The 26000-nt window shown below is 58.4% G+C and carries 20 protein-coding genes; 15 read left to right on the top strand and 5 right to left on the bottom strand.

Annotated features, from left to right (window positions below):
- The 4 genes from KQP88_RS17830 to KQP88_RS17815 all read left to right on the top strand — a co-directional run bounded on the left by KQP88_RS17830 (position 1) and on the right by KQP88_RS17815 (position 5865).
- Complete coding sequence (locus KQP88_RS17830) at positions 1–633, top strand: DsbA family protein (RefSeq protein WP_200992622.1); 633 nt, start codon at positions 1–3, stop codon at positions 631–633.
- Entirely contained in the window at positions 626–2443 is a 1818-nt protein-coding gene (locus tag KQP88_RS17825; protein ID WP_216705988.1) for an ABC transporter ATP-binding protein, read from the top strand. The genes KQP88_RS17830 and KQP88_RS17825 overlap by 8 nt, the downstream gene beginning before the upstream one ends.
- Positions 2444–2584: 141 nt before the next feature.
- Positions 2585–5083 carry an EAL domain-containing protein gene (locus KQP88_RS17820; protein ID WP_216703784.1) on the top strand — a complete coding sequence of 833 codons (2499 nt, stop codon included), beginning with the start codon at positions 2585–2587 and terminating at the stop codon, positions 5081–5083.
- Complete coding sequence (locus KQP88_RS17815) at positions 5080–5865, top strand: TenA family transcriptional regulator (protein WP_025261299.1); 786 nt, start codon at positions 5080–5082, stop codon at positions 5863–5865. Before KQP88_RS17820 ends, KQP88_RS17815 begins: the two co-directional genes overlap by 4 nt.
- Positions 5866–5959: 94 nt before the next feature.
- Here KQP88_RS17815 and KQP88_RS17810 read toward each other — a convergent pair whose 3' ends face one another.
- The 5 genes from KQP88_RS17810 to KQP88_RS17790 form a co-directional block, all read right to left on the bottom strand.
- A complete protein-coding gene (locus KQP88_RS17810; RefSeq protein WP_216703783.1) occupies positions 5960–6886 on the bottom strand; it encodes a GGDEF domain-containing protein in 927 nt (308 codons plus the stop codon).
- Between the two features lie 215 nt (positions 6887–7101).
- Entirely contained in the window at positions 7102–7842 is a 741-nt protein-coding gene (locus KQP88_RS17805; RefSeq protein ID WP_216703782.1) for a YciK family oxidoreductase, read from the bottom strand.
- Between the two features lie 29 nt (positions 7843–7871).
- Entirely contained in the window at positions 7872–8543 is a 672-nt protein-coding gene (gene mupP / locus KQP88_RS17800) for an N-acetylmuramic acid 6-phosphate phosphatase MupP (RefSeq protein ID WP_025261296.1), read from the bottom strand.
- Positions 8544–8546: 3 nt separating this feature from the next.
- Positions 8547–9245 (bottom strand): bifunctional 2-polyprenyl-6-hydroxyphenol methylase/3-demethylubiquinol 3-O-methyltransferase UbiG, encoded by a 699-nt coding sequence (ubiG, locus tag KQP88_RS17795; RefSeq protein WP_025261295.1) that lies wholly within the window; start codon positions 9243–9245, stop codon positions 8547–8549.
- Between the two features lie 69 nt (positions 9246–9314).
- Positions 9315–10643 carry a TRZ/ATZ family hydrolase gene (locus tag KQP88_RS17790; protein WP_216703781.1) on the bottom strand — a complete coding sequence of 443 codons (1329 nt, stop codon included), beginning with the start codon at positions 10641–10643 and terminating at the stop codon, positions 9315–9317.
- A 123-nt stretch (positions 10644–10766) separates the two neighbouring features.
- Between KQP88_RS17790 and mtnA the strand changes: the two genes are divergently transcribed.
- The 11 genes from mtnA to KQP88_RS17735 all read left to right on the top strand — a co-directional run bounded on the left by mtnA (position 10767) and on the right by KQP88_RS17735 (position 25950).
- Positions 10767–11843 carry an S-methyl-5-thioribose-1-phosphate isomerase gene (mtnA, locus tag KQP88_RS17785; RefSeq protein WP_216703780.1) on the top strand — a complete coding sequence of 359 codons (1077 nt, stop codon included), beginning with the start codon at positions 10767–10769 and terminating at the stop codon, positions 11841–11843.
- A gap of 235 nt (positions 11844–12078) precedes the next feature.
- On the top strand, positions 12079–14859 hold the full coding sequence (gene gyrA, locus KQP88_RS17780) for a DNA gyrase subunit A (RefSeq protein WP_200992616.1): 2781 nt from the start codon (positions 12079–12081) through the stop codon (positions 14857–14859).
- A gap of 135 nt (positions 14860–14994) precedes the next feature.
- The gene (gene serC, locus KQP88_RS17775; protein WP_216703779.1) at positions 14995–16080 is read left to right on the top strand and encodes a 3-phosphoserine/phosphohydroxythreonine transaminase; all 1086 of its coding nucleotides are present in this window, start codon (positions 14995–14997) and stop codon (positions 16078–16080) included.
- On the top strand, positions 16080–17174 hold the full coding sequence (pheA, locus tag KQP88_RS17770) for a prephenate dehydratase (RefSeq protein WP_200992615.1): 1095 nt from the start codon (positions 16080–16082) through the stop codon (positions 17172–17174). The genes serC and pheA overlap by 1 nt, the downstream gene beginning before the upstream one ends.
- 96 nt (positions 17175–17270) lie before the next feature.
- A complete protein-coding gene (locus tag KQP88_RS17765; protein WP_216703778.1) occupies positions 17271–19511 on the top strand; it encodes a bifunctional prephenate dehydrogenase/3-phosphoshikimate 1-carboxyvinyltransferase in 2241 nt (746 codons plus the stop codon).
- Positions 19508–20197, top strand: a complete 690-nt coding sequence (gene cmk, locus KQP88_RS17760) for a (d)CMP kinase (RefSeq protein ID WP_200992613.1) — start codon at positions 19508–19510, stop codon at positions 20195–20197. The genes KQP88_RS17765 and cmk overlap by 4 nt, the downstream gene beginning before the upstream one ends.
- 122 nt (positions 20198–20319) lie before the next feature.
- A complete protein-coding gene (gene rpsA, locus KQP88_RS17755) occupies positions 20320–22005 on the top strand; it encodes a 30S ribosomal protein S1 (protein WP_025261287.1) in 1686 nt (561 codons plus the stop codon).
- Between the two features lie 321 nt (positions 22006–22326).
- Entirely contained in the window at positions 22327–22623 is a 297-nt protein-coding gene (ihfB, locus tag KQP88_RS17750; protein ID WP_003369729.1) for an integration host factor subunit beta, read from the top strand.
- 24 nt (positions 22624–22647) lie between these two features.
- On the top strand, positions 22648–22890 hold the full coding sequence (locus KQP88_RS17745; protein WP_200992612.1) for a lipopolysaccharide assembly protein LapA domain-containing protein: 243 nt from the start codon (positions 22648–22650) through the stop codon (positions 22888–22890).
- Between the two features lie 421 nt (positions 22891–23311).
- Positions 23312–24742: an MBL fold metallo-hydrolase RNA specificity domain-containing protein gene (locus KQP88_RS17740; RefSeq protein WP_216703777.1), complete on the top strand. Its 1431-nt coding sequence runs from the start codon at positions 23312–23314 to the stop codon at positions 24740–24742.
- A 191-nt stretch (positions 24743–24933) separates the two neighbouring features.
- A complete protein-coding gene (locus KQP88_RS17735; RefSeq protein WP_200992610.1) occupies positions 24934–25950 on the top strand; it encodes an MraY family glycosyltransferase in 1017 nt (338 codons plus the stop codon).
- The last annotated feature ends 50 nt before the right edge of the window (positions 25951–26000 follow it).

The following is a 26000-nucleotide window of genomic DNA, read 5'->3' as shown; positions in this document are numbered from 1 at the left end:
ATGTCCTCCCGCCTGATCTATGTAATGGACCCGATGTGCTCGTGGTGCTGGGGTTTCGCTCCGGTGGCCGAGGCATTGGTAGAACAGGCACAGGCGGGCGGCGTGCCGCTGCATCTGGTCATGGGTGGTTTGCGCTCCGGCACCACGGCGCTGGACGCTTCCACGCGGCGCTATATCCTTGAGCACTGGGATGCGGTAGAGAAAGCCACCGGCCAGGCATTTCGTCTGGAAGGTGCCTTGCCGGAGGGTTTCGTCTACGACACCACGCCGGCCTGCCGGGCCGTGACCGCAGCCCGGCATCTTGATCCCCAAGGGGCGTGGGCGCTGGTCAAACTGATTCAGCAGGCGTTTTACACGCAAGGGCGCGATGTCACCCATGCCCCGTTGCTGGTCGAACTGGCCGAGCAGGCGGGGCTGCCCCGTCAGCCGTTCGCGGACGCGTTTGACAGCGTTGAGCAGCGAGCGGCCACGACGTCCGACTTTGCCTGGGTGCAGGGGCTTGGCATTGCCGGTTTTCCGACCCTGCTCGCCGAGCACAACGGGCAGTTCGCGTTGCTGACCAATGGTTATCAACCCCTGAGCGAACTAGCGCCATTGCTCGGGCGATGGCTGGAGCGTGCAGCCAGTGCATGAAGAGCCTTCCTCCCCACAGCCGGAGTCTCCCGGCGACAGATTGAGCTGGGCCGAAATCCGGCGGCTGGCCTTACGTCACAAGAAAGCCCTCTGGATCGCCAATGGCGTGGCCGTGCTGGCGACGCTGTGCAGCGTGCCGATTCCGTTGCTCCTGCCCTTGCTGGTGGACGAAGTGCTGCTGGGGCGTGGTGATGCTGCGCTGAAAATCATGGACCATGCCTTGCCCGACAGCCTGCAGAAGGCGGTGGGTTACATCGGTCTGATGCTGGTGCTGACTCTGGTCCTGCGATTGGGCGCCTTGTTGTTCAATGTCCTGCAGGCGCGGTTGTTCGCGCGACTGGCCAAGGACATTGTCTATCGCATCCGTTTGCGGCTGATCGAACGCCTCCAGCGTATTTCCCTGCGCGAGTATGAAAGCCTGGGCAGCGGCATGGTGACCACGCATCTGGTCACTGATCTGGACACGCTGGACAAGTTCGTCGGCGAAACCCTCAGCCGTTTTCTGGTGGCGACCCTGACCCTGGCAGGCACCGCTGGCATTCTGATGTGGATGCACTGGAAGCTGGCGCTGCTGATCATGCTGTTCAATCCGCTGGTGATCTTTGCCACCGTGCGGCTGGGCAAGCGAGTCAAACACCTCAAAAAGCTCGAGAACGACAGTACTTCGCGCTTTACCCAGGCCTTGAGCGAAACCCTGGATGCCATTCAGGAAGTGCGGGCAGGCAATCGGCAGGGCTTTTTCCTGGGGCGCCTGGGCCAGCGTGCCCGGGAAGTGCGCGATTACGCAGTGAGCTCCCAGTGGAAAAGCGATGCGTCCGGCCGGGCCAGTGGCCTGCTGTTTCAGTTCGGCATCGATATTTTTCGGGCTGCGGCCATGCTCACGGTGCTGTTCTCGGATCTTTCCATTGGCCAGATGCTCGCGGTATTCAGTTACCTGTGGTTCATGATTGCGCCGGTGGAGCAATTGCTGAACCTGCAATACGCCTATTACGCGGCGGGCGGGGCGCTGACCCGTATCAATGAGCTGCTGGGCCGTGAAGACGAGCCGCAATATCCCGGTGTTGTCGACCCTCTCAAGGGGCGGGAAACCGTCGGCATCGAGGTGCGTGGGCTGAGCTTCGGCTATGGCGAAGACCTTGTCCTGGATCAGTTGAACCTGTCGATTGCGCCCGGTGAAAAGGTCGCGATCGTCGGTGCCAGCGGTGGCGGTAAAAGTACCCTGGTGCAGTTGCTGCTGGGGCTGTACAGCGCGCAGACCGGAACCATTCGTTTTGGCGGCTCCACCCTGCAGGAGATCGGTCTGGAGCGGGTGCGGGAAAATGTGGCAGTGGTGCTGCAACATCCGGCACTGTTCAATGACTCCATACGCGCCAACCTGACCATGGGCCGTGACTGCACGGATGAAGCCTGCTGGGCGGCGCTGGAGGTTGCTCAGCTTGAGTCGACCATCCGCCTGCTGCCCGAGGGCCTGGACAGCATTGTGGGGCGTTCCGGGGTGCGTTTGTCCGGCGGGCAGCGTCAGCGTCTGGCCATTGCGCGCATGGTGTTGTCGGACCCCAAAGTCGTCATTCTGGACGAGGCGACTTCTGCGCTGGATGCGGCCACCGAATACAATCTGCATCAGGCGCTGGCGCTCTTTCTGCGCAGCCGCACGACCCTGATCATCGCTCATCGCCTGTCTGCGGTAAAACAGGCCGACCGGGTCCTGGTATTCGATGGTGGGCGTATCGCCGAGGAAGGGGATCACCAGCAACTGATCGCCGAGGGCGGGCTCTACGCCAAGCTGTATGGATATCTGCAACAGGTCTGATTGCAGGGCCGACCCACCACGCCAGCTTTGTGCGCAATGTTGCACCTTGTATAAAAACCGAGAAAATCACTCGTCTCTCTTGTTGGATTTAGCCTAGTCTCTGATCAGGACGTTCAACCAGTCATGTGGTGAAGTGAACCCATGAAGCAGTCGCGGTCTCTCTCTAAGCCTCGTCTTTTAGGCATTGTGTGGCCTTTTGTTGCCGTGGCGCTTTTTCAGGCGCTGCTCGGGTGTGTGAGCCTGTACACCTTGTCTGCCGTACGCAGCTATGTCGTGGGCGAAAGCCTCTGGTCCAAGGGGCAGAAGGACGCCATCCATTACCTGGGACTTTATGTCGACAGTCATGACGAGCGCGACTTTGCCAGGTACCAGCAGGCTATTGCCATTCCCCAGGGCGGTCAGGCCCTGCGTCAGGTGCTGAATCAGCCCGATCCCTCGTTGGCGGATGCCAGAGACGCCATTCTTCAAGGCGGTAACCACCCGGATGATGTCGGCGGCATCATCTGGCTGTACCGCAACTTCCATGACTTCAGTTACATGGAAAAGGCCATCTACTGGTGGAACATCGGGGATGACTATCTTGCCCGGCTCGATGAGCTGGCCCGCGCGATCCACAGCCGAGTGGCTGAAGGTGCGGTGAGCCCGGATGAATCCTTGCAATGGCACGCCCGGATCAATGCAATCAATGACGCGGTAACCCCCGTTGCCAAGGCTTTCAGCGATGCGTTGGGAGAGGGGTCGAGATTCATTCTATGGCTGCTGCTGATCATCAATCCGGTCACAGCCCTGGTGCTGATCCTTCTGGCACTGTTACGTTCGCGCAAGCTGCTCGAACAGCGCCACGTCTTTGCCCATGCGCTGCAACTGGAGAAGGACCGGGCTCAGATCACGCTGGAGTCCATCGGCGACGGAGTTATCACCACGGACGTCAGCGGTGCGATCGTTTACATGAACGCAGCTGCAGAAGGGCTGACTCACTGGCGTAACAGCCAGGCAATCGGGCTGCCGCTGGCTGCGCTGTTCAATCTGCTGGACGAAAACGACCACAAGGACAGCCTGACGCTGATGGAGCATATCCTCAGCGGCAAGTTCAAGGGTGGCAGCGTGCACTGCAAGCTGATCCAGCGTCTGGATGGCAGCACGGTGATGGTCAATCTGGTCGGGTCGCCGATCTACAGCGACGGGGTTGTCAGTGGCGCTGTGCTGGTGCTGCACGACATGACCCAGGAAAGCCAGCATCTGGCCAACCTTTCCTGGCAGGCCGCCCATGATGCACTGACCGGGTTGGTCAACCGGAGCGAGTTCGAGTATCGCCTGGAGCAGTTGCTCGCAGATTCCGAATCCTCGAATGAAAGTCACTGCCTGATGTTTCTGGATCTGGATCAGTTCAAGCTGATCAATGACACCAACGGTCACTCAGCGGGCGACGAACTGCTCCGGCATCTGTGCCGGATGTTGCCTCAGGGGATTCGTGAAGGTGACACCCTTGCCCGCTTAGGGGGCGATGAGTTCGGTATTCTGCTGTGCAATTGTGCGCCACAGACGGCCCTGGAAATCGCCGAGAGCCTGCGCAAGATGGTGCAGAGCATGCATTTCGTCTGGAAAGGCCGACCCTTTGTGACGACGATCAGTATTGGTCTGGTGCATATAGGCGATGCGCCGACCACGCTGGAGGCTTCGCTTCGAGCAGCAGACATGGCGTGCTACATGGCCAAGGAAAAGGGTCGCAACCGGGTTCAGGTCTACCATCCGGACGATTCGCAGCTTTCCACACGCTCCGGTGAAATGGCCTGGATCCAGCGCCTGCACATGGCCCTGGGCGAGAACCGTTTCTGCCTGTACACCCAGGAAATTGCACCGCTTCACCAGCCTGATGACGGGGTGAGGCATGTCGAGATCCTTTTGCGCCTGCGCGACGAATCGGGGCGAATGGTTTCACCGGACAGCTTCATACCGGCAGCAGAGCGTTATGGCTTGATGACAACCCTTGATCGCTGGGTTGTGCAGAATGTCTTTCAGGTCATTGCGCAATGCATGAACGATCCACGGCACCAGATGCCCCAGGCGATCTGTGCCATCAATCTGTCCGGCTCCAGTATTGGTGATGAGGCCTTTCTGGATTACCTGAAGCTGCAGTTCAGGACGTATGGTGTTTCCCCGAGCATGATCTGTTTCGAGGTGACCGAAACCAGTGCGATTGCCGACCTGGGCAGCGCCATCCGCTTCATGAATGAACTCAAGGCACTGGGTTGCCTGTTCTCCCTTGATGACTTCTGCTCCGGGATGTCCTCCTTTGCTTACCTGAAACATCTTCCCGTCGATTTTCTGAAGATCGATGGTAGCTTTGTAAAGGATATGCTCGACAATCCGATCAATCGTGCCATGGTCGATGTCATCAATCATATTGGCCACGTCATGGGCAAGAAAACCATTGCCGAGTTTGTTGAAACCCCGCAGATTGAGTCTGCTCTGCAGGAAATAGGTGTGGATTTTGCACAGGGGTACTTGATAGCTCGTCCAGAGTTATTGACGTGTGAAAGCCTGTACACCCAGCCTGCACGCCCGGCCTCCGTGATGGCCGAGGCTCATGGGTATCAAGCCAACTCGGTACAACCAACAAAAAAGGGAGCCGCACAGTGATCGACACTTTCAATAGAACCGGTCCGCTCATGGAAGCCAGCAGTTATCCGGCATGGGCGCAACAGTTGATCAAGGATTGCAGTGCCGCCAAGGCTCGTGTGGTCGAACACGAGCTGTATCAGAAAATGCGTGATGGGCGCCTGAGCCCGCAGGTCATGCGCCATTACTTGATTGGCGGCTGGCCGGTGGTTGAGCAGTTTGCCGTCTACATGGCCAAGAACCTGACCAAGACACGTTTCGGCCGCCATCCTGGGGAGGATATGGCGCGTCGCTGGCTGATGCGTAATATCCGCGTCGAACTCAATCATGCAGATTATTGGGTGAACTGGTGTGCCGGCCATGGGGTGAGTGTCGATGACCTGCACGCCCAGCGCGTGGCGCCCGAGCTGCATGCCTTGAGCCACTGGTGCTGGCAGACCAGCTCTTCGGATTCCCTGGCCGTGGCCATGGCCGCCACCAACTATGCCATCGAGGGGGCAACAGGCGAGTGGGCGGCAGTCGTCTGTTCCAGTGATGTCTACGCCGAAGGTTTCCCCAGCGAAACCCGCAAGCGCGCCATGAAATGGCTGAAGATGCACGCTCAGTATGACGATGCGCACCCATGGGAAGCGCTGGAGATCATTTGCACCCTGGCGGGCAACAACCCCAGCGTGCAGCTACAGACCGAATTGCGTCAGGCGACCACCAAGAGCTATGACTACATGTACCTGTTCCTTGAAAGCTGTATGCAGCTGGACAAGGTAAAGCCTTCGCGCGAGCGTGTAGCAGCGGTCGGGGCCTGATAAAACAGCGGATTCATTGGTCCGGTCTTTCGCGAATGAATTCGCTCCTGCGGGCTGTGTGTGGGAGCGACTTCAGTCGCGAAGAAGCTCTCACTTAACCCGCCATGTTCAGGCGGTTGCGGCCCTCGCGTTTGGCGACATACAAGGCCTTGTCGGCGCGGCGTAGCAGGCTGTCGGCCGATTCTGCCGGCAGCAGCGTCGAACAGCCCAGGCTGATGGTGGTGTTGAGCACGGTATTGCTTTCGTGGAACTTCAGTTCCAGCACCGCCTGGCGCAGGCGTTCACCGATCATGGCTGCACACTCGCGATCAGTGTTGGCAAGCACAACCACAAACTCTTCCCCGCCATACCTGAACATCCGGTCAACGCTGCGCAACTGAGTCTTGAGCGTATGGGCAATGGTGCGCAGCACCTCATCGCCGGTCTTGTGGCCGAAGTTGTCGTTGACGTTCTTGAAGTAATCGATATCCAGCATCAGCACTGAAAGCGGCTGTTTCTGGCGGTGAGACACTTCGATTTCCAGCATCAGGTTCTGGTCCATCGCGATCCGGTTGCCGGTATTGGTCAGCGGGTCGCGCAGTGCGCTTTGCATGGCGATGCGATACAGCAGCGCATTTTTCATGGGGTAGAGCAGGCAGATGATCAGTGACTCAAGCTCGCCCAGTTCCTGCTCGCTGAATGCCGTGTCGCGCTGGAATTCCAGATTCCCCAGGCATTCGTTCATGTGGCGCAAGGTGTAATGGGCACGGTGCTCCGCGCTTTCACCCAAATGCAGGCTCAGATCGCTGCGGGAGTGTTCATAGATCAGCGCGGACAATGGCATGAGGCGTTGAATGCCACGGAAGAACATGCCAAGAATCTTTTCGGCTTCCAGACTGCTCTGTAACTGCTGGCTCAGTTGCTGAATGAGGGTGGGCAGATCAGCAGGAGGAAGAGGGGCCGCCGGTCGAGTGCGAGAGTCGAGCCTTTGCAATCTTGCAGTATCGAAATCAATTGTCTTGGGACCGGTCGGAGAACTCATGGCTTTACTCCTCTCACATCGTTGCTGGCTTGTGAGAGGCAGAGCGAAAGTCGTGCCATGTACGGTTTTTTAATCTAACTATTTGAATTTAAACGACTAATAAAGACGATCAAGAGACCGGGCAAGACAGTTCGACGTTTCCTTGACTCGGCATATTCATGAAATAAGCCTGCCGTGACGGATTTCCGCCAGGACAGGCTTTTGTGCAGCCGGCTTTATTGCGCGTTGAAAGCCTGGCCGTTGATGCCGGTGCTGTCGGGGCCCATCAGGTACAGATAGACCGGCATGATTTCCTCGGGCGTCGGGTTGTCCAGAGGGTTTTCAGCGGGGTAAGCCTGGGCTCGCATGCTGGTACGGGTTGCGCCGGGGTTGATGCTGTTGGAGCGCACTGGCGCGACAGTGTCCAGTTCGTCGGCCAGGGTCTGCATCAGCCCTTCGGTCGCGAACTTCGACACGCCATAGGCGCCCCAGTAGGCGCGTCCCTTGCGGCCGACACTGCTTGAGGTGAATATCACCGATGCATCGGCGGACAGCTTGAGCAATGGCAGCAGGGTGCTGGTCAGCATGAACGTCGCATTGACGTTGATGTGCATGACCCGCATGAAGTTCTCGCCGGATAACTGCTCCACTGGCGTGCGCGGGCCGATGATCGAGGCGTTGTGCAGCAGGCCGTCGAGATGGCCGAATTCTGTTTCGATCATGGCTGCCAGCTCATCGTATTGATGGGGCAGGGCGGTTTCCAGATTGAATGGAATGACCACAGGCTGAGGATGGCCAGCCGCTTCGATCTCGTCATACACCTGAGTCAGGTTGGCTTCGGTCTTGCCCAGCAGCAGCACCGTGGCGCCATGGGCTGCATAGGTCTTTGCTGCCGCAGCACCGATGCCGCGTCCTGCGCCAGTGACCAGAATCACCCGGTCCTTGAGCAGTTCGGGGCGGGCGGAGTAATCGAACATGGGAAACCTCTGTAGCTATTCAGTAAGGCTCAGCAACTGCACAGCGCGTTGTCCAGCACCTTGCGCAGGTCCAGCGGGTGATCCACGACCACATCGGCGCCCCAGTGATCGGGGTTGTCGTTGGGGTGGATATAGCCGTAACGCACGGCGGCTGTCTTGGTGCCAGCATCGCGACCTGACTCGATATCACGCAGATCGTCTCCCACGAACAGCACGCTGGCCGGGTCAAGATCAAGCTGGCTGCAGGCCAGGATCAGCGGCTCGGGGTGAGGTTTGCTGTGGGTGACATGATCGGGGCAGATCAGCAGTGCCGAGCGCTCGGCCAGCCCGAGCTGTTCCATGATCGGCTGGGCGAAGCGCACCGGCTTGTTGGTGACGACGCCCCAGATCAGGCCGGACTTTTCGATATCGGCCAGCAATTGGGCCATGCCGTCGAAGAGTTTGCTGTGCACCGCGCAATCGCGCTGGTAGCGCTCTAGGAACTCCAGGCGCAGGGCCTCGAAGGCCGGGTCCTGCGGGGACATGGCAAAGGTCGCTGCGACCATGGCTTTGGCGCCGCCCGAGATTTCATCGCGAATCAGCTTGTCCGCCACTGCTGGCAAACCGCGATCGGCCAGCATTGCCTGGGAAATGGCGATGAAGTCCGGTGCGGTATCGAGCAATGTGCCGTCCATGTCGAATAGAACCGCTCTCAAGCGCATGCCTCATGCCTCCCGAAGTGTCTGGATCATGTAGTTGACGTCCACGTCCGAAGCCAGCTTGTAGTGCTTGGTCAGCGGGTTGTAGGTCAGGCCGATGATGTCCTTGACCTGCAGGCCTGCATCACGGCTCCAGGCACCCAGTTCCGACGGGCGGATGAATTTCTTGAAGTCATGGGTGCCGCGTGGCAGCAGGCCCATGATGTATTCGGCACCGACAATGGCGAACAGGTAGGCCTTGGGGTTGCGGTTGATGGTAGAGAAGAACACCTGGCCGCCGGGCTTGACCATGCGATAGCAGGCGCGGATCACGGAGGAAGGATCCGGCACGTGTTCGAGCATTTCCAGGCAGGTCACTACATCGAACTGCTCGGGCATTTCTTCAGCCAGGTCTTCGGCGGTGATCTGCCGATATTCGACGCTCACGCCGGATTCGAGCTGATGCAGCTGGGCCACGGCCAGCGGCGCTTCGCCCATGTCGATACCGGTCACGGTGGCACCGCGCAGGGCCATGGCCTCGCTGAGAATGCCGCCGCCACAACCGACGTCCAGGACTTTCTTGCCGGCCAGATTGACCCGCTCGTCGATCCAGTTGACCCGAAGCGGATTGATATCGTGCAGCGGCTTGAACTCGCTTTCACGATCCCACCAGCGATGTGCCAGTGCCTCGAATTTGGCGATTTCTGCGCGGTCGACGTTGCTCATGGGAGTTACCTCTTGAACTTGAAATTCGTTTCGGCAGCCCGGCGATCAACAAGCCAGGCCTTCATGTATTCAATTTGCGCCGCTGATACGCTTGCCCCAGGCAATGGCGGTTTCGCGCAGCGCCTGCTCGTCCATGCGGGTCAGGCGGCGGTTGTCGAGCAATTGCCTGCCTGCCACCCAGACATGGCTCACGCAATCGCGACCGGTGGCATATATAAGCTGTGACACTGGATCATAGATCGGTTGCTGCTCCAGCCTGGAAAGATCGAACGCGACCATGTCCGCCGCCTTGCCGATTTCCAGTGAGCCGGTTTCTGCCTGTATACCCAGGGCGCGTGCGCCGTTCAGGGTCGCCATGCGCAATGCACGGTGTGCGTCCAGCGCTGTAGCCGAACCCGCTACAGCCTTGGCCAGCAGGGCGGCGGTGCGGGTTTCGCCCAGCAGGTCCAGGTCATTGTTGCTGGCTGCGCCATCGGTACCCACGGCTACGTTGACACCGGCTTGCCACAGACGCTCCACCGGGCAAAAGCCACTGGCCAGTTTCAGGTTGGATTCCGGGCAATGCAGCACGCTGGAGTTGCTTTCTACCAGTAATGCCAGGTCGTCGTCGCTGATTTGCGTCATGTGTACGGCCTGGAAGCGCGGGCCCAGCAGGCCGAGACGGTTCAGGCGCGCCAATGGCCGCTCCTGGCGTTGTTCGAGGGCCTGTTCCACCTCAAAGGCGGTTTCATGCACATGCATCTGGATCATGGCGTCGAGTTCGTCGGCAATGACCCTGACCTTTTCCAGGTTTTCGTCGCTGACGGTGTAGGGCGCATGGGGGCCGAAGGCAACCTTGATGCGCGGGTGATGAATCAGGTCGTTGAACAGCTCGACGCCGATATGCAGGGATTCATCGGTGGTTCTGGCGCCAGGGATCGGGAAGTCCAGCACCGGCACGGTGATCTGGGCGCGGATCCCGCTGTTATGGACGCGATCGGCAGCGACCTTGGGATAGAAGTACATGTCCGAGAAACAGGTGATGCCGCCCTTGATCTGCTCGGCGATGGCCACATCCGTGCCATCACGAACGAAGTCTTCGGTGACCCATTTGCCCTCGGCCGGCCAGATATGGTCCTGCAGCCAGGTCATCAGCGGCAGATCGTCGGCCAGGCCGCGGAAAAGGGTCATTGCCGCATGGCCGTGGGCATTGATCAGCCCTGGAGTGAGCAGCATGCCAGGCAGTTCCTGTATTTGCAGGGCATTCTGCTTCAAGGCTTCGGCCCTCGGGCCAATGTAGGCGATGCAGCCGTCACGGATGCCCAGCCCGTGCTCCTTGAGTACCACGCCTGCGGGCTCGACCGGCACCAGCCAGGTGGGCAGGAGCAGAAGGTCGAGCGGTGCGGTGGCGTTCGGCATGACAAGGCTTCCAGAGCTTATTGCAGTAATGGCGAAGTATACCCGAGCACCTTCGCGGTCGGCTCGCTATAATCGTCCCCTTTTGATTCCGGGCTGTGGGTTTTCGAGATGGAGTGGGTGGTAATGCGCGATCGGCTATTGGCTGCAGAGAAGGTAAAGGCCATCGATTGGCGAGATGACACTCTGTATCTCCTGGATCAGCGTGTGCTTCCGTTCGAGGAAACCTGGCACGCCTACAGCAGCGCTGCGGCAGTGGCCGAGGCCATTCGCACGATGGTGGTGCGCGGTGCGCCTGCCATCGGTATCGCGGCAGCTTATGGCGTTGTGCTGGGGGCTCGCGCCCGTTTCGCGGCGGGTGGTGACTGGCTGACGGCGCTGGAGGCGGATTTCTCGCTGCTCGCGGACTCGCGTCCTACGGCCGTCAATCTGTTCTGGGCGCTGAACCGGATGCGCGACCGCCTGCAACGGCTCAAGGAAGGGGATAACCCTCTGGCTGTTCTGGAGGCCGAAGCCGTTGCGATCCACCTGAGCGACCGTGAAGCCAACCTGACCATGGCGCAACTGGGTGCGGATCTGATTCGCAAGCATCAGGGCAATCTTCAGGCGGTCCTGACCCACTGCAACACTGGCGCCCTGGCCACGGGCGGCTTTGGCACTGCGCTGGGCGTGATCCGGGCTGCGCACCTGGAAGGCATGATCGAGCGCGTCTATGCCGATGAAACCCGGCCATGGCTGCAAGGCTCGCGCCTGACGGCCTGGGAACTGGCCAACGAGGGGATTCCGGTCACTCTCAATGCCGACTCTGCCGCTGCGCACCTGATGCGCACCAAAGGCATCACCTGGGTCATTGTCGGTGCCGACCGCATTACCGCCAATGGTGACGTGGCCAACAAGATCGGTACGTATCAACTGGCGGTCGCAGCCATGCACCATGGTGTGCGCTTCATGGTGGTGGCGCCCAGCTCCACGATCGACATGGACACGGCCAGCGGTGAAGACATCGTCATTGAAGAGCGCGACGGTCGCGAACTGCTGGAAGTGGGCGGTCATCGGGTGGGCGCTGATGTCGAGGCCTTCAATCCGGTATTCGATGTGACGCCTGCGGACCTGATCGATGCCATCGTGACCGAAAAGGGCATCGTCGAGCGGCCGGATACCGCCAAGATGGCCCTGCTCATGAGTCGCAAGCACCTGCATTGATGGTTTTGCGCGTAGCCCGTTTTCAACGCTTTCAAAGGATAGGAGCGTGACAGCGATTGTGGTAATATCCGGCGGTTTCCAACGGCGCTATCAGTAGTCGCCCTTACTGCGCAGATCCATGGCATAACTCGTTGATTTGTCGTAAGTCGTTGCCTGGCAAATGCCGGCAGCGGCGAGCTTCGTCTATCCCGTATGGATGTACGAGGTTTCACCAGAAAAAGGAATCAGGCTTCTCATGGGCGAACTGGCCAAAGAAATCCTCCCGGTCAATATCGAAGACGAGCTGAAGCAGTCCTACCTCGACTACGCGATGAGCGTAATCGTCGGGCGTGCACTGCCGGATGCGCGCGATGGCTTGAAGCCCGTGCACCGGCGCGTGCTGTACGCAATGAGCGAGCTGGGTAACGACTGGAACAAGCCGTACAAGAAATCCGCTCGTGTGGTTGGTGACGTAATCGGTAAGTACCACCCGCATGGCGATACCGCTGTCTACGACACCATCGTTCGTATGGCGCAGCCCTTCTCGCTGCGCTACCTGCTGGTAGACGGCCAGGGCAACTTCGGTTCGGTCGACGGCGACAACGCCGCGGCCATGCGATACACCGAAGTGCGCATGACCAAGCTGGCTCACGAGCTGCTGGCCGACCTGCACAAGGAAACCGTGGACTGGGTGCCCAACTATGACGGCACCGAGCTGATCCCGGCGGTCATGCCCACCCGTATTCCCAACCTGCTGGTCAACGGCTCCAGCGGTATTGCCGTGGGCATGGCGACCAACATTCCGCCGCACAACCTCGGTGAAGTCATCGACGGCTGTTTGGCCCTGATCGACAATCCCGAAGTGACTGTCGATGAGTTGATGCAATACATTCCAGGCCCGGACTTCCCGACGGCGGGGATCATCAACGGTCGTGCCGGCATCATCGAAGCCTATCGCACCGGTCGTGGCCGCATTTATATGCGTGCCCGTTCCATCGTCGAAGACATCGACAAGGTAGGCGGTCGTCAGCAGATCGTCATCACCGAGCTGCCGTACCAGTTGAACAAGGCTCGCCTGATCGAAAAGATCGCCGAGCTGGTAAAAGAGAAGAAACTCGAAGGTATCACCGAGCTGCGCGACGAGTCCGACAAGGACGGTATGCGCGTGGTCATCGAGCTGCGTCGTGGCGAGGTTCCAGAGGTCATCCTCAACAACCTCTATGCCCAGACCCAGCTGCAAAGCGTATTCGGCATCAACATCGTTGCGTTGATCGACGGTCGTCCGCGAATCCTCAACCTCAAGGATCTGCTGGAAGCTTTCGTCCGTCACCGTCGCGAAGTGGTGACCCGCCGTACCGTCTTCGAACTACGCAAGGCGCGTGAGCGTGGGCATATTCTCGAAGGTCAGGCCGTTGCGCTGTCGAACATCGACCCTGTCATCGCCCTCATCAAGGCTTCGCCTTCTCCGGCCGAAGCCAAGGAAGGACTGATCAGCACGGCCTGGGAATCCAGCGCTGTGGTTGAAATGGTCGAGCGTGCCGGTGCCGATTCCTGCCGTCCGGAAAACCTCGATCCACAGTACGGTCTGCGTGACGGCAAGTATTTCCTGTCGCCTGAACAGGCACAGGCGATTCTTGAATTGCGTCTGCATCGTCTGACCGGTCTGGAGCATGAAAAACTGCTCACCGAGTATCAGGAAATCCTCAACCAGATCGGCGAGCTGATCCGCATCCTGGGCAGCGCCACGCGCCTGATGGAAGTGATCCGCGAAGAACTGGAACTGATTCGCTCCGAATATGGCGATGTGCGCCGCACCGAGATTCTCGATGCGCGTCTGGACCTGACCCTGGGTGACCTGATCACCGAAGAAGAGCGTGTTGTCACCATTTCCCACGGCGGTTATGCCAAGACCCAGCCATTGGCGGTCTATCAGGCTCAGCGTCGTGGAGGTAAAGGCAAATCGGCTACCGGCATCAAGGATGAGGACTACATTGCTCACCTGCTGGTCGCCAACAGCCACACCACATTGCTGATGTTCTCCAGCAAGGGCAAGGTTTACTGGCTCAAGACCTACGAGATTCCGGAAGCGTCCCGTGCCGCTCGTGGTCGTCCGCTGGTCAACCTGTTGCCGCTGGACGAAGGTGAATACATCACCGCCATGCTGCCGATCGATCTTGAAGCGCTGCAGCAGAGTTCGGGTGCCGATGACGAGCTGGAAGATGCCGAAGATTCGGTAATCGAAGGTGAAGTGGTCGAGGCCGAGGAAGCCGAGGAAGAAGACGGCGATACGCCGGAACTGGTTGCCGAGCCGACTGGCGCCTACATCTTCATGGCCACGGCCTTCGGTACGGTCAAGAAGACGCCTCTGGCACAGTTCTCCCGTCCTCGCTCCAGCGGCCTGATTGCCCTGAAGCTCAAGGAAGGCGACACCCTGATTGCCGTTGCGATTACCGACGGCGCCAAGGAAGTCATGCTGTTCTCCGACGCCGGCAAGGTCATCCGTTTCGCCGAGAGCGATGTTCGTCAGATGGGCCGCGGCGCTCGCGGTGTGCGCGGGATGAAGATCGGCAAGGGCCGACTGATTTCCATGCTGATCCCCGAGTCTGGCGCGCAGATTCTCACCGCTTCCGAGCGTGGTTTCGGCAAGCGTACCCTGCTGAGCAAGTTCCCGCGTCGCGGTCGTGGCGGTCAGGGCGTTATCGCCATGGTCACCAAGGGTCGTAACGGTAAGCTGATCGGCGCTGTGCAGGTTCAGGAAGGCGAGGAAATCATGCTGATTTCCGATCAGGGTACGCTGGTGCGCACTCGGGTCGACGAAGTCTCCCGCCTGGATCGCAACACCCAGGGCGTCACCCTGATCAAGCTGGCCACCGACGAAACCCTGGTGGGTCTGGAGCGTGTCCAGGAGCCATCGGAAGTCGAAGATGACGAACTTGACGGTGAAATCGTGGATGGTGTCGTGGTCGAGGCAGATGATGCCGACGATCTGCAAGTCGATGCCGATGCAGCAGCGGACGATGACGAAACACAAGGCTGAGCGGTAACGTAAATCCGGCAAGGGCTGGCTCGTCTGTGAGTGCGTATGCATTGCAGGCGGGTCGGCCCTTGCGACATTCGGTCAGTAGACCGGAAAAGCAGCGCGAAAGACCCAACGCATTTGACGAGAGTGGATATGAGCAAGCGAGCCTTTAACTTTTGCGCAGGTCCCGCTGCGCTTCCCGAAGCGGTTCTGTTGCGTGCCCAGGCGGAGCTTCTGGACTGGCATGGCAAGGGCCTGTCCGTGATGGAAATGAGTCATCGCAGCGATGAGTTCGTCTCCATTGCCACCAAGGCCGAGCAGGATCTTCGCGACCTGCTGACCATCCCCTCGAACTACAAGGTGCTGTTCCTGCAAGGCGGCGCCAGCCAGCAGTTTGCCCAGATTGCCCTGAACCTGCTGCCGGAAAACGGCAAGGCTGACTACATCGACACCGGCATCTGGTCGCAGAAGGCTATTGAAGAAGCCTCGCGCTACGGCACGGTCAATGTCGCTGCCAGCGCCAAGCCATACGACTATTTCGCCATTCCTGGCCAGAACGAATGGAAGCTGTCCAAGGACGCTGCCTATGTTCACTACGCGCCGAACGAAACCATCGGTGGCCTGGAATTCGACTGGATTCCGGAAACAGGCGATGTCCCACTGATTGCCGACATGTCCTCCGATATTCTTTCCCGTCCGGTGGATGTTTCGCGCTTCGGCATGATCTATGCCGGTGCCCAGAAGAATATCGGGCCGAGCGGCATCGTCGTCGTGATCATTCGCGAAGATCTGCTGGGTCGCGCCCGTGCGCTTTGCCCGACCATGCTCGATTACAAGGTCGCCGCCGACAACGGCTCGATGTACAACACACCGCCGACCCTGGCCTGGTACCTGTCCGGTCTGGTTTTCGAGTGGCTCAAGGAGCAGGGTGGCGTCGAAGCCATCGGCAAGCTCAATGAAGTCAAGAAGCGCACCCTGTATGACTTCATCGATGCCAGCGAGCTGTACAGCAACCCGATCAACAAGCCTGATCGCTCCTGGATGAACGTGCCGTTCCGTCTGGCCGATGACCGTCTGGACAAGCCGTTCCTGGCGGGTGCCGACGCTAACGGCCTGCTCAACCTCAAGGGCCATCGCTCGGTCGGTGGCATGCGGGCTTCCATCTACAATGCTGTCGACATCAATGCAGTCAATGCGCTGGTGACCTACATGAAAGACTTCGAGAAGGAGCACGGCTGATGTCCGAGCAAGAACTCAAGGCGCTGCGAGTTCGCATCGACAGCCTGGACGAAAAGGTTCTGGAGCTGATCAGCGAGCGCGCACGCTGCGCGCAGGAAGTGGCGCGGGTGAAAATGTCCTCGCTGGCTGAAGGCGAAGTGCCTGTGTTCTATCGCCCTGAGCGTGAAGCTCAGGTGCTCAAGCGGGTCATGGACCGCAATCGCGGTCCGCTGAGCAACGAAGAGATGGCGCGTCTGTTTCGCGAAATCATGTCTTCCTGCCTGGCGTTGGAACAGCCGCTGAAAGTCGCCTATCTGGGCCCGGAAGGGACCTTTACCCAGGCTGCGGCCATGAAGCACTTCGGGCATGCGGTCATCAGCCTGCCCATGGCTGCTATCGATGAAGTGTTCCGTGAAGTGGTTGCCGGTGCCGTGAATTTCGGTGTCGTGCCGGTGGAGAACTCCACCGAGGGCGCGGTCAACCACACCCTCGACAGCTTCCTCGAACATGACATGGTCATCTGTGGTGAAGTCGAGCTGCGCATTCACCATCATTTGCTGGTCGGTGAAAGCACCAAGACCAAAAGCATCAGCCGCATCTATTCCCATGCCCAGTCGCTGGCCCAGTGCCGCAAGTGGCTGGACGCTCATTACCCGAATGTCGAGCGCGTGGCGGTTGCCAGCAACGCCGAAGCGGCCAAGCGGGTCAAGAGCGAGTGGAACTCCGCGGCCATTGCCGGGGATATGGCGGCAGACCTGTATGGCCTGACCCGTCTGGCCGAGAAGATCGAAGATCGTCCCGACAACTCCACGCGGTTCCTGATCATCGGTAATCAGGAAGTGCCGCCGACCGGTGACGACAAGACCTCGATCATTGTGTCGATGAGCAACAAGCCGGGCGCGTTGCATGAACTGCTGGTGCCCTTCCATGAGAATGGCCTGGACCTGACCCGCATCGAAACCCGTCCGTCGCGCAGTGGCAAGTGGACTTACGTGTTCTTCATCGATTTCGTAGGGCATCACCAGGATCCGCTGGTCAAGGCGGTGCTGGAGAAGATCAGTCATGAAGCCGTTGCCTTGAAGGTACTGGGTTCCTACCCGAAAGCGGTTCTTTGAAGGGACGATACATGAGCAGCGATTTCCTCACTCCTGCGTTGTCGGGCGTGCAAACAGATTCGCCTTGCGCGGGTGTCAGCCACAAGGTTTCTGCGCGTGGTTGATTTCTCGCAGCTATCCGCTCGACCTGTCATCGGTCGGCTTGTGGTCGTCGGTCTGGGTCTGATCGGTGGCTCCTTTGCCAAGGGTGTTCGCGAAAGCGGTCTGTGCCGTGAAGTGGTGGGGGTCGATCTTGACCCGAAATCCCGCGTACTGGCCGTTGAGCTGGGTGTTGTGGATCGCTGCGAAGCGGATCTGGCGACCGCTTGTCGGGGCGCAGATGTCATTCAGCTTGCAGTCCCGATCCTGGCTATGGAAAAGCTCCTCGGCCTGCTGGCACCTCTGGACCTTGGTAATGCGATCCTGACGGATGTCGGCAGCGCCAAGGGCAATGTGGTACGGGCTGCACGACTTGCCTTCGGTCACATGCCAGCCCGCTTCGTGCCGGGGCATCCGATTGCCGGTTCCGAACAGAGTGGCGTCGAGGCGTCCAACGCCGATTTGTTCCGGCGCCACAAGGTGATTCTGACACCGCTGGCCGAGACGGATCCCGATGCCGTGGCGCTGGTTGATCGTCTCTGGTCGGTGCTGGGCGCCGATGTCGAGCATATGCAGGTCGAGCGTCACGACGAGGTCCTGGCTGCGACCAGTCATCTGCCGCATCTGCTGGCATTCGGTCTGGTGGATTCCCTGGCCAAGCGTAACGAAAACCTGGAGATCTTCAGGTACGCGGCGGGCGGTTTCCGTGACTTCACCCGTATCGCGGGCAGTGATCCGGTGATGTGGCACGACATCTTCCTGGCCAACCGCGAAGCCGTTCTGCGCACTCTGGATACATTCCGCAGTGATCTGGATGCCTTGCGTGAAGCGGTGGATACCGGCGACGGCCATCAACTGCTGGGTGTGTTCACCCGTGCGCGGGTTGCCCGGGAGCATTTCGGCAAGATTCTGGCTCGCCGCGCCTATGTAGAGCCTGTCAGTGCGGATGATCTGGTTTTTGTCGCCAGCCCCGGCGGCAGTGTCAGCGGCAGTATTCGCGTGCCGGGAGACAAGTCCATCTCCCATCGCTCGATCATGCTGGGTTCTCTGGCTGAGGGCGTTACCGAGGTCGAAGGCTTTCTTGAAGGCGAGGACGCGCTGGCGACCTTGCAGGCTTTCCGTGACATGGGGGTCGTGATCGAAGGACCGCATCATGGTCGCGTGATCATTCATGGTGTCGGCTTGCGTGGCCTGAAGGCTGCGCCCGGTCCGATCTACCTGGGCAATTCCGGAACCTCCATGCGCCTGCTGGCAGGTCTGCTGGCGGCGCAGGATTTCGACAGCACCCTGACGGGCGATGCCTCGCTGTCCAAGCGGCCCATGAGCCGTGTGGTCGACCCTTTGCGGGCCATGGGTGCGGCCATCGAAACGGCGGCCGATGGCCGTCCTCCGTTGACCATTCATGCTGTCGGCAAGCTTTCGGGTCAGACCCATGACGCGCCGATGGCCAGTGCTCAGGTCAAATCCTGTCTGTTGCTGGCCGGGCTATATGCCGATGGCGAGACTATAGTCAGCGAGCCGGCGCTCACTCGTGATCATACCGAGCGCATGCTGCGTGGCTTCGGCTACCCGGTGGCTGCCGAGGGCAACACCGTTTCGCTGGAGTCCGGGCACAAGCTGCTGGCAACCCGTATAGAAGTGCCTGCCGATATTTCCTCGGCCGCGTTTTTCATGGTGGCGGCATCCATTACCGAAGGTTCCGAGTTGTTGCTCGAGCATGTGGGCGTCAATCCGACACGTGCGGGTGTTATCGATATCCTTCGCCTGATGGGCGGTGATATCACTCTGGAAAACCCGCGGCAAGTCGGTGGCGAGCCGGTTGCGGACCTGCGGGTCCGTTCGGCCTCCCTGAAGGGGATCGAGATTCCCGAAGCACTGGTGCCGTTGGCTATCGACGAGTTTCCGGTGCTGTTCGTCGCTGCGGCTTGTGCTCAGGGACGTACTGTCCTGCGCGGTGCGCAGGAGTTGCGTGTCAAGGAGTCGGACCGGATTCAGGCCATGGCTGATGGTCTGCTGGCGTTGGGTATCAAGGTTGAGCCCACGCCGGATGGCATTATTATTGAAGGCGGTTCCATGGGCGGTGCCGAGATCGATGCTCATGGCGATCACCGCATTGCAATGGCATTCAGCGTTGCATCACTGCGGGCATCGGCACCGATCCGTATTCACGATTGTGCGAACGTCGCCACATCGTTTCCCAATTTTCTGGCGCTGTGCGCTCAAGTCGGTATGCGTGTCGCGCAAGAGGATAAAAAGTGAAAATCAAAGCACCTGTTATTACCATCGACGGCCCTAGCGGTTCTGGAAAGGGCACTGTTGCAGGCTTGCTGGCCAGGCATCTGGGCTGGTGTCTGCTCGATTCCGGGGCTCTTTACCGTCTGCTTGCCTTCGCGGCGCGCAATCACGGTGTCGACCTGACCAATGAAGAAGCCCTGAAACTGCTGGCTGCGCATCTCGATGTGCAGTTCGAGACCGCTTCAGGTGGTCAGGGCCAGCGCATCATCCTCGAAGGCGAGGACGTTACCCATGCCATCCGCAACGAGCAGATCGGCAGCGGTGCTTCCCAGGTCGCTTCCTTGCCTGCCGTTCGCGATGCCTTGCTGCAGCGCCAGCGTGCGTTTCAGGAAGAACCCGGGCTGGTGGCCGATGGCCGAGACATGGGGACGGTGGTATTTCCCGACGCGCCCCTGAAGATTTTTCTCACTGCCAGTGCCGAGGAGCGTGCACGCCGTCGTTACTTGCAGTTGAAGGCGAAGGGTGATGATGTTAGTCTGTCGAGTCTGCTAGATGAGATATGTGCGCGCGACGAGCGTGACACCCAGCGAGCGGTAGCTCCGCTCAAGCCGGCGCATGACGCCATACAGCTGGATTCCACCGAATTATCCATCCAGCAGGTGATGGAACGCATTCTGAGTGAGGTCGCATTACGCGATATCGCCGGGTGATCAAGGAGTTGCACAGGCGACCAGATTCAGTCCTGACAGCTTCCTTTTACATGAACGAAACCCACGTTTTCTGGGACGTGGCAGATGGGCGTATTCTTCGCCCTTGATCAACAGGAATTAAAATGAGCGAAAGCTTTGCAGAACTTTTTGAAGAAAGCCTAAAAACCCTGAACCTTCAGCCGGGCGCTATCATTACCGGTATCGTTGTCGACATCGACGGCGACTGGGTAACTGTACACGCTGGTCTGAAGTCCGAAGGCGTCATCCCGCTCGAGCAGTTCTACAACGATGCTGGCGAGCTGACCATCAAGGTCGGTGACGAAGTTCACGTCGCGCTGGACGCGGTAGAAGACGGCTTTGGCGAAACCAAGCTGTCCCGCGAGAAAGCCAAGCGCGCCGAGTGCTGGATTGTTCTGGAAGCGGCTTTCGCAGCTGAAGAAGTGGTCAAGGGCGTTATCAACGGTAAGGTTAAAGGCGGCTTCACTGTCGACGTTAACGGCATCCGTGCGTTCCTGCCAGGTTCTCTGGTTGACGTCCGTCCAGTGCGCGACACCACGCACCTGGAAGGCAAAGAGCTCGAGTTCAAGGTCATCAAACTGGACCAGAAGCGCAACAACGTTGTCGTTTCCCGTCGCAGCGTCCTGGAAGCAGAGAACAGCGCAGAGCGCGAAGCACTGCTCGAGTCCCTGCAAGAAGGCCAGCAAGTCAAAGGTATCGTCAAGAACCTCACCGATTACGGCGCATTCGTCGATCTGGGTGGCGTCGATGGCCTGCTGCACATCACCGACATGGCTTGGAAGCGTATCAAGCATCCATCGGAAATCGTCAATGTTGGCGATGAGATCGATGTAAAAGTCCTGAAGTACGATCGCGAGCGCAATCGTGTTTCCCTGGGCCTGAAGCAACTGGGCGAAGACCCATGGGTTGCTATCAAGGCTCGCTACCCGGAAAGCACCCGCGTTACCGCGCGTGTAACCAACCTGACCGACTACGGCTGCTTCGCAGAGCTGGAAGAAGGCGTGGAAGGCCTGGTACACGTTTCCGAAATGGACTGGACCAACAAGAACATCCACCCATCCAAAGTCGTTCAGGTTGGCGACGAAGTGGAAGTCATGGTTCTGGACATCGACGAAGAGCGTCGTCGTATCTCCCTCGGCATCAAACAGTGCAAATCCAACCCATGGGAAGATTTCTCTGGCCAGTTCAACAAGGGCGATAAAATCTCCGGCACCATCAAGTCGATCACCGATTTCGGTATCTTCATTGGTCTGGACGGCGGCATCGACGGTCTGGTTCACCTGTCCGACATCTCCTGGAACGAAGTGGGCGAAGAAGCCGTACGTCGCTTCAAGAAGGGCGACGAGCTCGACACCGTAATCCTGTCTGTTGATCCAGAGCGTGAGCGTATCTCCCTGGGTATCAAGCAGCTGGAAAGCGATCCGTTCTCCGAGTACGTCACTGTCAATGACAAAGGCGCTATCGTTCGCGGTACCGTTAAAGAAGTTGACGCCAAAGGCGCCATCATCACTCTGGCCGACGACATCGAAGCTACCCTCAAAGCCTCCGAAATCAGCCGTGACCGCGTTGAAGACGCGCGTAACGTTCTGAAAGAAGGCGAAGAGATCGAAGCCAAGATCATCAGCGTTGACCGCAAGAGCCGCGTAATCAGCCTGTCCATCAAGTCGAAAGACGTTGAAGACGAGAAAGAAGCTATCCAGAGCCTGCGTAGCAAGCCTGAAGCTGCTGAAAGCACTGGTCCAACCACTATTGGTGACCTGCTGCGTGCGCAAATGGAAAAACAGAACTAAGTTCTGCTTGACCATTGAAAAGGGCGACTTCGGTCGCCCTTTTTTGTGGGCGCTATTCGGGGCTTATAGCGCTGCGTTCAGTGTGCCGCTGTCCCGGTGCTTTAAACGTTTTAAACGTCTCCAGGTGCCTTGCAGGCCGCATCCTGCCTGATGTCACTGTCCCTGCCGTCCATTCCTCTTCCCGCTGTCATGCTCCGGTCATGGATTCATGCCTGGTTGCTATGGGTTCACATAAGTCAATACATGGGCTGTTCAAATTCTTCCGGTCATGCTAAAACCTTCGGAGCGCTGATCTAGCTGCTTGAAAAAGAAGGGAAAAATATGACGAAGTCGGAGTTGATCGAACGAATTGTCACCCATCAAGGGCTGCTCTCATCCAAGGATGTCGAGTTGGCCATCAAGACCATGCTTGAACAAATGTCCCAGTGCCTGGCGACAGGCGACCGCATAGAAATACGCGGGTTCGGCAGCTTTTCCCTGCATTACCGCGCACCGCGGGTAGGGCGCAATCCAAAAACGGGCCAGTCTGTCAGCCTCGACGGCAAATTCGTTCCTCACTTCAAGCCAGGCAAGGAGTTGCGGGATCGAGTCAACGAGGATGAAGAAGAGGGCCTCTGAGGCCGATAACCAGAGGATCAGTGGATGCACATCTTCAAACGAATCATCGTGCTCGTCGTTGCATTGCTTGTCGTTCTGGCAACGGCGGTGTTCATGCTTGAAAACCGGCAGCCTGTCACGCTGGTCTTTTTCGGCTGGTCGGCACCCGAGCTTTCCCAGGCTGTTCCTGTGGTTCTTGCGCTTTTGCTGGGTATGCTGGTTGGCCCTGTCCTGGCATGGCTGGCAAGCTTTCGTAAAAAACGCGTACGTTCAGCCCGTTCGGTCTAGAGCCTGAAGCAGGCACTTTTGCCTGCTGTGGTACGAAAAGGACCAGTCCCGCTTTCCCTTGTCTCCCCTCAGGGCTTCAGGCATCTGTGCTTGATGCATTCTTGTCGTTTTCTGGTTTTTCGACTATTTCCCCTGTTCGCTCATAATATGCATGTCGGATTTTCTTGTAGGAACTTTCTTGTTGTTTATTGGGAATAACTACTTCTATTTGTGAGCCTGTTATTCGGGTTTTTAGCTTTGCCCATATTTCAGGCCATTTTCTGTAATTTGCTCCACGTTAGTGTTTCTTTTGATGCTCTTGTGCTCACCTGTCAAGACTTGAAGATAAACCTTTGCAGCGCAAAATAGCCCATCTCTTTTAAAGTCTGATGTCAGGTTTCGGTGTTCTTGCAAAGCCGGACTTGCTGAAATAGGTGGCTGTATGTCTTTCCCTGAAATCATTCATCGCGGCGCAACCCGGAGTGTGTCCGGTTCCTGTCACCAGTTATGTATGGATGCGGCTCATAGTCTGTTGATTGATTGTGGTGCGAATCAACATGACAGTCCGGGTGCCGAAAATGAAAAGTTCGGTTTCTCTGCTGCCGATATCAAGGCCTTCATTGTTACTCACGTACATGCTGACCATGTAGGGCGTATTCCAGCGTTGCTGGCTTCAGGCTATCAGGGACCTGTATTGTGCAGTGAGCCTTCTGCGCATTTATTGCCTCTGGTCATGGAGGATCAACTGAAACTCGAGTTTCATCATGACCGCAAACAGATAGACCGAAACCTTGCCGCGATTGAAAAGCGCATCATTGCCTTGCCCTTCGATCACTGGTTTACCCTGGTCAATACCGATGCACTTGTCTGCCGGGTCCGCCTGCAACGTGCTGGCCACATTCTGGGTTCTGCCTATGTCGAGTGCGATCTTCAGTATCCGCTGGAGGGACGTACGGAGCGTGTGGTGTTTTCGGGGGATCTGGGGGCAGGGGATGCACCGATGCTTCCCGCTCCGAAATCCCCCGAGCGCGCAGACATTCTTGTGCTCGAGAGCACTTATGGCGATCGTCTTCATGAGGACCGCAGCACGCGGCAATTGCGCCTTGAGCAAGTGATCGATCAGGCGCTGGAAGATCATGGCACGGTCCTGATTCCCGCTTTCAGCATGGGGCGCACCCAGGAGCTGCTATACGAGCTGGAAGATATCCTGCGGCGCAAGGCCTTGCTGGGCGAGCCTGTCGATGAGGCTGACGGGAGCGCCTTGCCGGTTAACTGGCCGCAATTGCCGATCATTCTCGATTCCCCTCTGGCCAGCCGCTTCACGGGCGTTTATCAGGCATTTGAAGACTATTGGGACGACGAGGCGCAAGCGCGCCTCAAGAGCGGCAGGCAGCCTCTGGGATTCTCCCAATTGATTACCATCGATACCCATGACCGGCATTTGCAGACGGTCAACTATCTGGCCAGCACCGCCAGACCCGCTATCGTCATCGCAGGCAATGGCATGTGCGCAGGCGGGCGCATCGTCAATTACCTGAAAGCCATGCTGGGTGATCGGCGGCACAATGTGGTTTTCGTGGGTTATCAGGCCAAGGGTACGCCAGGGGCTGCGATCCAGAAGCATGGTCCGGTCGGCGGTTATGTCGAGCTTGACCGTGAGCGCTTTGATATTCGTGCCGGTATCTCGACGGTCGCCGGTTATTCCGCCCATGCGGATCAGGAGGGGCTGGCCAGGTTTGTAACCTCGATGGCCGAGTGGCCGCGCCAGATAAGGCTGGTGCATGGCGAGGCGAGCGCGAAGAAGACGTTGGGTAATGTTCTGAACAGGAAGTACTCGCTGGCCAATAAACGTCTTGAGCTGGTAGTACCTTGAGCCCTGTCTTTTGAAGATGGTCTGATCCTGCTCACATGTCTTCAGTCCCAGGCAAAAAGTGTTTTTCGCAAAAGCTTTGCGATTCTTTGCAGGCCGTTATTTCCAAAACCTGTACGATGCTCGATCGGGCACCATCGTGAAGATGGATGACAGGATGAAAGAAACAGTACGGTCTTTTCTGGAACGCAAAAATGGTTGAGTGGTTCTCTGTAGTCGCTGTGGCGGTTTTATCTTTGGGGTTGACGGCAGTTCTTCGCAGGTACGCCCTGTCCAGGAGCCTGATGGATGTTCCAAATGCTCGTAGCTCACACAAGATTCCTACACCGCGAGGCGGCGGGGTTTCCATTGTTGTAGCCTTTTTGCTTGCCATTGTGCTGTTGGGGCTCGGGGACCGGATTCCGTCTTCGGCCCTGATTGCCGTTCTAGGCGCGGGCGGACTGGTTGCCGTGATCGGTTTCATGGACGATCACGGGCACATCGCAGCTCGCTGGCGTTTGCTGGGACATTTCAGTGCGGCGGCCTGGGCGCTGGCATGGCTGGGCGGGCTGGCACCGCTCGACTTCTTTGGCTTCACTCTGGATCTGGGCATCATTGGCCATATTCTTGCCGCTTTTTACCTCGTCTGGATGCTCAACCTCTACAACTTCATGGACGGCATCGACGGTATCGCCAGTATCGAGGCGGTGACGGTCTGCGCCGGGATCAGCCTTATTTACGTACTGGGCGATTTTGGTCAGTTGCTGTGGGGGCCTGTGTTGCTGGCCGCCGCGGTCATGGGGTTTCTCTACTGGAACTTTCCACCGGCGCGGATATTCATGGGTGACGCGGGCAGTGGATTCCTGGGAATTGCACTGGGCGTGCTCTCCTTGCAGGCTGCATGGGCGTCCTCTCATCTTTTCTGGGCCTGGCTGATTCTGCTGGGAGTATTTATCGTCGATGCCACCGTAACGCTTGCTCGTCGCCTGTTGCGTGGCGACAAGGTGTACGAAGCTCATCGCAGCCACGCCTACCAGTTCGCGTCGCGCCGCTATGGCAAGCACCTGCCTGTCACCCTGGCCGTTGGCTTCATCAATGTCTTCTGGCTGCTGCCTGTGGCGCTATGGGTCGGCGTATTCGGTGGCGACGGTTTGACCGGGTTGCTGATCGCTTATGTCCCGCTGGTACTGTTGGCCCTCAAGTTCGACGCAGGCAAGCTTGAGTCCAATTGATTTGAGTGCTCGCGTTTTCCATATAGATTGAGTCATTGTATGTCGGCATT

The sequence above is a fragment of the Pseudomonas lijiangensis genome (assembly GCF_018968705.1).
GTDB lineage: Bacteria > Pseudomonadota > Gammaproteobacteria > Pseudomonadales > Pseudomonadaceae > Aquipseudomonas > Aquipseudomonas lijiangensis.
This window is presented reverse-complemented; position numbering and strand designations above follow the sequence as displayed.

What these genes read in the sequence shown, in the direction of transcription:
- KQP88_RS17830 (WP_200992622.1), top strand. Translation starts at nt 1, where the DNA reads ATGTCCTCCCGCCTGATCTATGTAATGGACCCGATGTGCTCGTGGTGC.
- KQP88_RS17820 (WP_216703784.1), top strand. Translation starts at nt 2,585, where the DNA reads ATGAAGCAGTCGCGGTCTCTCTCTAAGCCTCGTCTTTTAGGCATTGTG.
- KQP88_RS17810 (WP_216703783.1), bottom strand. Translation starts at nt 6,886, where the DNA reads ATGAGTTCTCCGACCGGTCCCAAGACAATTGATTTCGATACTGCAAGA.
- KQP88_RS17805 (WP_216703782.1), bottom strand. Translation starts at nt 7,842, where the DNA reads ATGTTCGATTACTCCGCCCGCCCCGAACTGCTCAAGGACCGGGTGATT.
- mupP (WP_025261296.1), bottom strand. Translation starts at nt 8,543, where the DNA reads ATGCGCTTGAGAGCGGTTCTATTCGACATGGACGGCACATTGCTCGAT.
- ubiG (WP_025261295.1), bottom strand. Translation starts at nt 9,245, where the DNA reads ATGAGCAACGTCGACCGCGCAGAAATCGCCAAATTCGAGGCACTGGCA.
- KQP88_RS17790 (WP_216703781.1), bottom strand. Translation starts at nt 10,643, where the DNA reads ATGCCGAACGCCACCGCACCGCTCGACCTTCTGCTCCTGCCCACCTGG.
- mtnA (WP_216703780.1), top strand. Translation starts at nt 10,767, where the DNA reads ATGCGCGATCGGCTATTGGCTGCAGAGAAGGTAAAGGCCATCGATTGG.
- gyrA (WP_200992616.1), top strand. Translation starts at nt 12,079, where the DNA reads ATGGGCGAACTGGCCAAAGAAATCCTCCCGGTCAATATCGAAGACGAG.
- serC (WP_216703779.1), top strand. Translation starts at nt 14,995, where the DNA reads ATGAGCAAGCGAGCCTTTAACTTTTGCGCAGGTCCCGCTGCGCTTCCC.
- pheA (WP_200992615.1), top strand. Translation starts at nt 16,080, where the DNA reads ATGTCCGAGCAAGAACTCAAGGCGCTGCGAGTTCGCATCGACAGCCTG.
- rpsA (WP_025261287.1), top strand. Translation starts at nt 20,320, where the DNA reads ATGAGCGAAAGCTTTGCAGAACTTTTTGAAGAAAGCCTAAAAACCCTG.
- ihfB (WP_003369729.1), top strand. Translation starts at nt 22,327, where the DNA reads ATGACGAAGTCGGAGTTGATCGAACGAATTGTCACCCATCAAGGGCTG.
- KQP88_RS17745 (WP_200992612.1), top strand. Translation starts at nt 22,648, where the DNA reads ATGCACATCTTCAAACGAATCATCGTGCTCGTCGTTGCATTGCTTGTC.
- KQP88_RS17740 (WP_216703777.1), top strand. Translation starts at nt 23,312, where the DNA reads ATGTCTTTCCCTGAAATCATTCATCGCGGCGCAACCCGGAGTGTGTCC.
- KQP88_RS17735 (WP_200992610.1), top strand. Translation starts at nt 24,934, where the DNA reads ATGGTTGAGTGGTTCTCTGTAGTCGCTGTGGCGGTTTTATCTTTGGGG.